General features: G+C 67.2%; 5 protein-coding genes and 1 pseudogene. 4 read left to right on the forward strand and 2 right to left on the reverse strand.

What is annotated here, in order from left to right; all coding sequences use genetic code 11:
• Together QMK34_RS29140 and QMK34_RS29145 are read left to right on the forward strand one after the other, a co-directional pair.
• Positions 1–156: pseudogene (locus QMK34_RS29140) on the forward strand (IS5-like element ISMt1 family transposase); the annotation flags it as partial.
• Positions 157–587: 431 nt separating this feature from the next.
• Positions 588–3,620, forward strand: a complete 3,033-nt coding sequence (locus tag QMK34_RS29145) for a non-ribosomal peptide synthetase (protein ID WP_326417708.1) — start codon at positions 588–590, stop codon at positions 3,618–3,620.
• Positions 3,621–3,755: 135 nt separating this feature from the next.
• On the opposite strand, the gene QMK34_RS29150 is transcribed toward QMK34_RS29145, so the two are convergent.
• A complete protein-coding gene (locus QMK34_RS29150; RefSeq protein ID WP_326417709.1) occupies positions 3,756–4,583 on the reverse strand; it encodes an ABC transporter permease in 828 nt (275 codons plus the stop codon).
• Between the two features lie 14 nt (positions 4,584–4,597).
• Positions 4,598–5,575: an ATP-binding cassette domain-containing protein gene (locus QMK34_RS29155; RefSeq protein WP_326417710.1), complete on the reverse strand. Its 978-nt coding sequence runs from the start codon at positions 5,573–5,575 to the stop codon at positions 4,598–4,600.
• A 491-nt stretch (positions 5,576–6,066) separates the two neighbouring features.
• Here QMK34_RS29155 and QMK34_RS29160 point away from each other — a divergent pair, with 491 nt between their 5' ends.
• Together QMK34_RS29160 and QMK34_RS29165 are read left to right on the forward strand one after the other, a co-directional pair.
• Positions 6,067–6,276, forward strand: coding sequence for a DUF5988 family protein (locus QMK34_RS29160; protein WP_326417711.1), 210 nt, complete (start codon positions 6,067–6,069; stop codon positions 6,274–6,276).
• Between the two features lie 268 nt (positions 6,277–6,544).
• The gene (locus QMK34_RS29165; protein WP_326417712.1) at positions 6,545–7,579 is read left to right on the forward strand and encodes a GDP-mannose 4,6-dehydratase; all 1,035 of its coding nucleotides are present in this window, start codon (positions 6,545–6,547) and stop codon (positions 7,577–7,579) included.
• Positions 7,580–7,790 lie beyond the last annotated feature (211 nt).

Here is a 7,790-nt window from a genome sequence, read left to right on the forward strand (position 1 = left end):
AACACCGTCGAACGCGGCTTCAACCGACTCAAACAATGGCGCGGCATCGCAACCCGCTACGACAAATACGCGCTCACCTACCTCGGCGGTGTCCTCCTCGCCTGCGCCGTCATCCACACCCGGACAGGAACCAACAAATTGAGAGACACGCCCTAGTCGCCACCCGGGTCTCCGGCGACGGGAAGAAGGAGGCGATGAGAAGCTGACCCGTCCCCCGGCGGGTTGCCGCAAAGCGGGCCCCGAGTTGTCGGAAGATGACTCGGGGCCCGCTTTGTATCCTGGTTCGCCGGGAAATGGCTACCCGGCGGATCGTGAATCTCGAGGACTCTCGACCCGCCGGGTTGCTTGACACGGGTTCGCCGGGGTGACTGGGGAAGCACCGCTCCGGAGCCGTTCCACCGAGTGTAGGCAGTGCGCCCCGGAGAAGCTCTGGGGAAAAGGCCAGTGTTGCCGGAGCCCGGGTCGGCGACCTTTAGTGAGAAACACAGTGGTCCTCGGGGGACAGTTGCGGGGCGCGTGGTGCGTTGTGTCGATCGGGGCCGTCCGGCCGCGGACTCACCTCAAAGGACCGAGGAGTTGACAGTCGGATGAACGACGACAAAAGACGATCGGAAGCCCGGGAGACCCCGTTCAGCCGCCCGGTGGTGCCGTTCGAACGGTGGTACCTGGCGTTCCCGAAGTCGATCGCGCCAGTGATGACGTTCTGCGTCGAAGGCATCGGCGGCATCGACGTCGCGCGGCTGCGGGCGGCCGTGGCGGTGGCCTCGGCCGCCTGTCCCGGTTCCCGGCTTCGGCGTGACCGCACGAAATGGGTGGACAGCGGGATCACCCCGGCCGTCGAACTGGTGCGCGGCCGCGACCTTGACCCGTCCGCGCTGCACGAGGTCCCCGAGCTGCGGACCGCGTTGCCGGACCCGTCCGGCGCGAACTGCGACGTGCTGCTGTTCGGCGGCGAACCGTCCACAGTGGTGTTCCGCGCCTCCCACATCGTGATGGACGCCCGCGGCCTGCTGCTGTGGGTGGCCGACGTCTTTCGGGTGCTGCGGGGTGAAGACCCGGTCGGCGCGCGCTCCGAGGTCACCATTCTGGACCTGGACGATCCGCTCTACACGCGGGCCGATGTGGCCAAGCAGGAGTTCACCACACCCTCGTTGCTGGGTATGCCCGAAAAGCCGCACGCCCGCGACCTGCTTTGGCGCCGCAGGACGATCGACGGCACTTCCGCCGCGCTGGCCGCCAGGGTGGCGACCCGGATCGCCGGGAACTCGGGGATGCCCACCGCGACGATCAGCTTCCCGGTCGACCTGCGCCCGTTCCATCCCGAGGTCCAGACGGACCGGTCGACCTCGAACCTCTCGCTGACCGTCGCCCTCGACATCGCGGCCAAGCAGAACTGGGAAGACACCTACGAGCAGCTGCTCACCGTGCTGTCCGAACGCAGCGGCACCGTGCACGCCCCCGGCGCGGAGGTCCTGCGGGCTCCGCTGGCGGCGCTGAACCTGGTGATCAGGAACGTCGATCGCCGGACGCGCCGACGGGACAAGCTGGCCGGACTGGTCAACGTGAACAACCTCGGGCGGCTCGACCCGGCGACCTTCACCACGGAGGACTTCGAAGCCTCGGGCGCGTACCTCCTGGAAAGCCGGGAGCCGGCGAGCGCGCAGAGCATCGCACTGTCCGAAATGGAGGGACGCACCGAACTGACGCTGGCTTGGTGGGACGGTCCCGGGATCGGCGAGCGCGCGGACGCCCTGCTCGATGACCTGTGCGAAACGCTGTCACCGGCGGAAAATCGGGAGTACAGCGAGATCCTCCCGGTACCACCGTCGAGGTCCGGCGAGCTGGCCGCGGACAGGGGGGTGGTCGACCAGTTCCGCGCGCAGGTCGACGCGACGCCCGACGCGATCGCCGTCAGCGGGCCCGAGGGCGACTTCACCTACGCCGAGCTGGAGCGCCGCGCACGCGTGGTCGCCGGTGAGCTGCGCGCCCGCGGTGCCGGAGCCAACACCGTCGTCGGGTTGCTGGCCGACCGCACGATCGCCGCCGTCGCGGGTGCCTGGGGCGTGCTGCTGTCCGGCGCGGCGTACTTGCCGATGGACACGAAACATCCCGACGGCCGGATCCGCACCCTCCTCGACGACGCTCACGCACCGGTCTGCCTGGTCGGAAAACCCCATGACGGCCGGGATTTCCTGCCGGACGGCTGCGACCGGATCGTGCTGGACGAGCTGCTGTTTTCCACGGAACCGCACGAGATCCACGGGTCGCCCGAGCCCAGTGACCTGGCCTATGTCGTCTATACCTCGGGGTCGACCGGCAAGCCCAAGGGCGTCGAGATCGAGCATCGCAGCCTGAGCAACTACGCGAGCTGGGCGGTGCGGGACCACGGGATCGACTCCTCGACTCGCTTGCCCCTGTTGTGCTCACTGTCCTTCGACGTCGCGGAGATCTCGCTGATCCTGCCGTTCCTGGTCGGCGGCACGCTGTTGCTGATGAAGGACGAGCTCAGCCACGTCGCGATCCAGGAGGTCCTGGACAACGGTGCCACCGTGCTGTCGCTGACCCCATCCCATTTGGACCTGATCACCCGGCTCGACCTCGAACCGCGCGCCGTCCGGACGCTGATCGTCATCGGCGAGCAGTTCACCCGCTCGGTCGCGGTCCGGGCGCAGGAGCTGTTCGGTCCGGAGTGCCGGATCATCAACCTCTACGGGCCCGCCGAAGCGACAATCGGTGTGAGCCACCATTTCTTCGACATCGAGCGCGACACCGGCGCTGCCGTGCCGATCGGTGAACCGCTGGACGGTGTCACGTTCCACCTGCTGTCCCCGGATCGCCAGTTCGTCACACCGGGGGAGACCGGTGAGCTGTACATCGGCGGCCTCCAGCTCGCCAGGGGCTACCGGGGGCGGCCCGACCTCACCCGGCAGCGGTTCGTGCGGATGGCCGACGGCAGCCGCGTCTACCGCACCGGCGACATCGCGCGGCGGCTGGAGTCCGGGGCGGTCGAGTTCTGCGGGCGGATCGACGACCAGCTCAAGATGCACGGCCACCGGATCGAACCGGCGGAAATCGCGCAGACCCTCGAAACGCACAACGCCGTCGCGAGCGCGGTCGTTGTCGCCCGGTCGCGGCCGGGGAGCAAGGACAAGACGTTGTGCGGCTACGTCCTGACGGTCGCGGACGTCGAGATCGCCGAACTGGTGAAGTACCTCGAAGAGCGGCTGCCGCACTACATGGTTCCGGCGATGCTGCTTGAAGTCGACGAGATTCCCCGTTCGGTCAACGGCAAGGTGTCGGTCAGCTCGCTGCCGGATCCCTTCGCCACCGCGGAAACCCCGGCGATCGCGACCACGGGACCGCTCGACGACGTGGAGGCCGTGGTCGCCAAGATCTGGTCGCAGGTCCTCGGGGTCGAGACCGGCGCGATCGAGAGCGCGAGCGACTTCCACCGGATGGGTGGGGACTCGGTCTCGCTGATCACGATGGTGGCGATGGTGGCCAGGCAGGTCGTCGGGCCGGTGGGGGAGCGGGCCTTCACCGGGAGAATGCCGGAGATCATCCGCGACGCGACCGTCCAGCGCGTCGCCGAACTGGCCAAACACGCCAAAGCGAGCTGATTCGCCCGGTTCCGTCGCGCCGAACCTGAACGTCGCGACCGCCGGATAGCCGGACAGCAGCGATCTGGACCAACCGGGTCCAGATCGCTGCTGCTCGTCCGCGTCGCGGGAGTAGGGCGCACTCGGGCTCAGGAGTTACAGGGGGCGGCGGAAGCCCAGGATGGCGAAGATGATCCCGCCGAGGGTGAGCAGGCCGCAGATCAGGATCGCGGGCAGTACGGCCGAGGTGTCGCCGAAACCCAGCGCGATGGAGCGGGTGGCGTCCAGCGCGTAGGTCAGCGGGTTGACTTTGGCGACGATCTGGAGCCACGTCGGGAGGTCGGCGATGGGGACGTAAGCGCTCGAGGCGAACATGAGCGGGAAGAGTGCGATGAAGCTGATGTTCTGCATCGGTTCGGCCCGGCGCAACCACGTCCCGAACGCCAGGAAGACCCAGCCGAGAGCCCCGCCGACCATCAGCGAGATGAGCAACGAGCCCACCATGCCGGTGAATCCGCCGTCGGGGGAGTAGCCGAGCATGGTCGAGGCCAGCACGAGGATGACGATCACCTGCACCGCGCCGCGGGTGAGGTCGGACACGCTGCGGGCGACCAGCATCGAGGCCGGTTCGATCGGCAGTGACCTCAGGCGCAGCACGACGCCGTTCTTGAGGTCCTCGACGAGCCCGACCCCGCTCTGCAACGACGACTGCACCGCGTTGTCCACCAGGATCGCCGGGACCAGATAGTCCACATAGGATATCCCGTGCGGGAAATGGGGCGTGGACCCGAGGTTGGCGAACACCTGGGTGAACAGGAACAGCATGACCACCGGCTGCAACAGTCCGAACAGGACGATCTGGGGGTCGCGGATGACGGCGGTCAGCGAACGCTCGGTGAGGATGATGATCTGTGACCGCAGGGAACTGCCGGGCCACCGGACCGCCGCGGTACTTCCTTGGGCTCTGGCGAGGGTCGAGGTCATGGGGGTCTCCACGGTCATGCCGGTTGGTGGGCGGACTTCTTGGCCAGTGCCAGGTAGACGTCGTCCAGGGTCGGTTCCCCGAAGGCGAGTTCCGCTGCTTCCAGGCCTTCGTCGTCGAGCGCCCGGATCACGGCCGCGAGCTCCTTCGACGCCCGGACCGGGGTGGTGATGCTGAGGCCGTCCACCCCGATGGTGGGTGCCATCCCGGCTCGTTGCAGTGCCGCACAGGCGGCGCGGGGGTCGTTGCCGGGCTCGAGCGTGACGGTGATCGACCGCTCGCCGACCTGGGCTTTGAGCTGGGCGGCGGTACCGGAGGCGACCACCGATCCGCCGGAGAGCACCGCGATCGTGTCGGCGAGCCGGTCGGCTTCGTCGAGGTACTGGGTCGTGAGCAGGACCGTGGTGCCTTCTTCGACGAGGGTCTCGACGATTTCCCAGAGGTTGATCCGGCTCGACGGGTCGAGCCCGGTGGTGGGCTCGTCGAGGAAGATCACGTCGGGGCTGCCGACGAGGCACACCGCGAGGTCCAGCCGCCGCCGCATCCCACCGGAGTACGTCTTGGCCAGCCGTTTGGCGGCGCCGGTCAGGTCGAACACCTCGAGGAGGGTCTGCGCTCGGAGCCGGGCGGCCTTGCGGTCGGCGCCGAGCAGCCTGGCGATCAGGACGAGGTTGTCGCGCCCGCTCAGCCGCTCGTCCACCGAGGCGTACTGGCCGGTGAGGCCGATGACCTCCCGCATCCTGCGTGGTTCCCTGGCGACGTCGAACCCGGCGACCCGCGCGGTTCCCGAGGTCAGTGGTGTCATCGCGGTGAGGATGTTGACCAGGGTGGTCTTACCGGCACCGTTGTGCCCCAGCAGGGCGAGGACCGAGCCCCGGGGTGCGCTGAGTGTCACCGAATCCAGCGCGCACACCGAGCCGAACGACTTGCAGACGTCGATGGCTTCGATCATCGGCTGCGGGCTGGAGGCCCGGCTCGGCACGAGCGCGGTCATCGGTGGTCTCCCCGCGGCTGGTTCGGTCGGTGAACCGCGCGGGGCGGGTTTTTCGCCGGGCGACGTACCCAAAGACCGTGGCCGGTTTCAGTGTTCGTCACAGCTGCCTTTCCGATTGCTGGTGACCGGGCCTGGCTCTCGCCGCACGGTGATACGTCTGCGTGCCGAGCATGGGAGAAACGGAGTTCCGACGCGAGCCCGCTTAACACCGAAATTCTTGGGTTACCCGTAGATGAAGCGGCCGCCGCGAACACGGCCTGCCAGCGAGGAAATCTGATGGTCCCAGCACGCGAAACACAAGCTGGGCGGCCGCGTCCGGTGTAGTGGCCGGTGCCCGCCGGTCGGTACTAGGGGAATGCGCAGTTCGGTCCTGCGTAGTGTGAACTGCATCATAGTCCCTTCGGTGAATCCGGCGGCATACCAGGAGAACGGCCGAATTCACGGTATCGGGGCTCGTAGTGGCACACACTTTGCCGGAAAGGAAGTCTGCTGTGGTCAGTCTGAGAGTTGTCCTCGCCGGTGGCCCGGAGAAGTTGTGTGAGACCGCCCGCGTCAGGGAAGTCCGCAACCTGACCGATACGGTGAAATTGTCTTTCGCCTCCGGATATGAACATTTCGCGCACAGCGGTGAAACCGCCGAGATCGACGGCTACCGCCTCCCCGTGTTCCAGTGGTGCGGTCAGACGCGGATAGCCGAATGAGCCTGATGCGGTGAGCCGCGACACCGTGACGATACCCGCAGCCGCACCGGGCCGTGACCTGGCCAGGCAAGTCTCGGAGATCCCCTAGCATATCGGCAATCCGTTGACACCCGTCCGGCGATCCTGCGACTGTCGTGTGGCGTCGTCCGGCTGGGTTTCCGCCTGGATTTCGGTCGTCGATCCGTGTCCTCCGGGTGTGCCCGCTTTCCTCAATGGCGCGACACCGCGTTCGGGGTCATTCATCAGTGGTGGAGAAAAGGAGTCTGGTATGTCCAGGCGCGCATTGATCACCGGTATCACCGGTCAGGACGGCTCATACATGGCCGAGCATCTGCTTGCGCAGGGCTACCAGGTGTGGGGCCTCATCCGTGGCCAGGCAAACCCGCGAAAGTCCCGCGTCAGCAAACTCGCCTCGGAACTCAACTTCGTCAACGGCGACCTGATGGATCAGGCCAGCCTGGTTTCCGCCGTCGACAAGATCCAGCCCGACGAGGTGTACAACCTGGGCGCCATCTCGTTCGTGCCGATGTCCTGGGAGCAGGCCGAACTGGTCACCGAGGTCAACGGCATGGGTGTGCTGCGCATGCTCGAAGCGATCCGCATGGTCAGCGGGCTGTCCATCTCCGCCCGGCCCAGCCCCACCGGCCAGATCCGCTTCTACCAGGCGTCCTCCTCGGAGATGTTCGGCAAGGTGTTCGAGACGCCGCAGTGCGAGACGACCACTTTCCACCCGCGTAGCCCGTACGGGGTCGCCAAGGCCTACGGGCACTACATCACCCGCAACTACCGCGAGTCCTACGGGGTCTACGGCGTCTCCGGGATGCTGTTCAACCACGAGTCCCCGCGCCGCGGCGCCGAGTTCGTGACCAGGAAGATTTCGCTGGCGGTGGCCCAGATCAAGCTGGGGCTGCAGGAGAAGCTGTACCTCGGCAACCTCGACGCGATCCGTGACTGGGGCTTCGCCGGCGACTACGTCCGCGCGATGCACCTGATGCTCCAGCAGGACGAGCCCGGCGACTACGTCATCGGGACCGGCGTGATGAACTCGGTGCGCGACGCCGTGCGGATCGCGTTCGACTGCGTCGACCTCGACTGGGAGGACTACGTGGTCGTCGATCCCGCGCTGGTCCGCCCCGCCGAGGTCGAGACGCTTTGTGCGGACTTCGGCCTCGCCCGCAAGGAACTGGGCTGGGAGCCCGAGGTCGACTTCGCCGAGCTCATGCGCATGATGGTGGAGTCCGACCTCCGCCAGGCCTCGCGCGAACTGCAGTTCGGCGATCTTTCGCCGGCCGGGGCCTGGTAGGTCGGACCCGTGACAATGCCGGTGATCTAAGGATTTTCCGGTCGCACAGCGACGAAGCTGGCGGTATGAGGAAGCTGGGAAGCCACGTATTCGGCGGGTGAGGGTCCGCCCCTCGCCGAATACGTGGCTTCCTTGCTGTGCCGGGAACGACATGCGATGTGCGACGCGGGCACGAATTCGCCCGCCTGCGGCCGAGATGGGTTGAGCTGGT

Source organism: Amycolatopsis sp. H20-H5 (assembly GCF_035828755.1).
Lineage (GTDB): Bacteria > Actinomycetota > Actinomycetes > Mycobacteriales > Pseudonocardiaceae > Amycolatopsis.

Bases quoted from the DNA above. Each gene is read 5' to 3' on its own strand.
- QMK34_RS29150 (WP_326417709.1), bottom strand. From the start codon at position 4,583: ATGACCTCGACCCTCGCCAGAGCCCAAGGAAGTACCGCGGCGGTCCGG.
- QMK34_RS29165 (WP_326417712.1), top strand. From the start codon at position 6,545: ATGTCCAGGCGCGCATTGATCACCGGTATCACCGGTCAGGACGGCTCA.
- QMK34_RS29155 (WP_326417710.1), bottom strand. From the start codon at position 5,575: ATGACCGCGCTCGTGCCGAGCCGGGCCTCCAGCCCGCAGCCGATGATC.
- QMK34_RS29145 (WP_326417708.1), top strand. From the start codon at position 588: ATGAACGACGACAAAAGACGATCGGAAGCCCGGGAGACCCCGTTCAGC.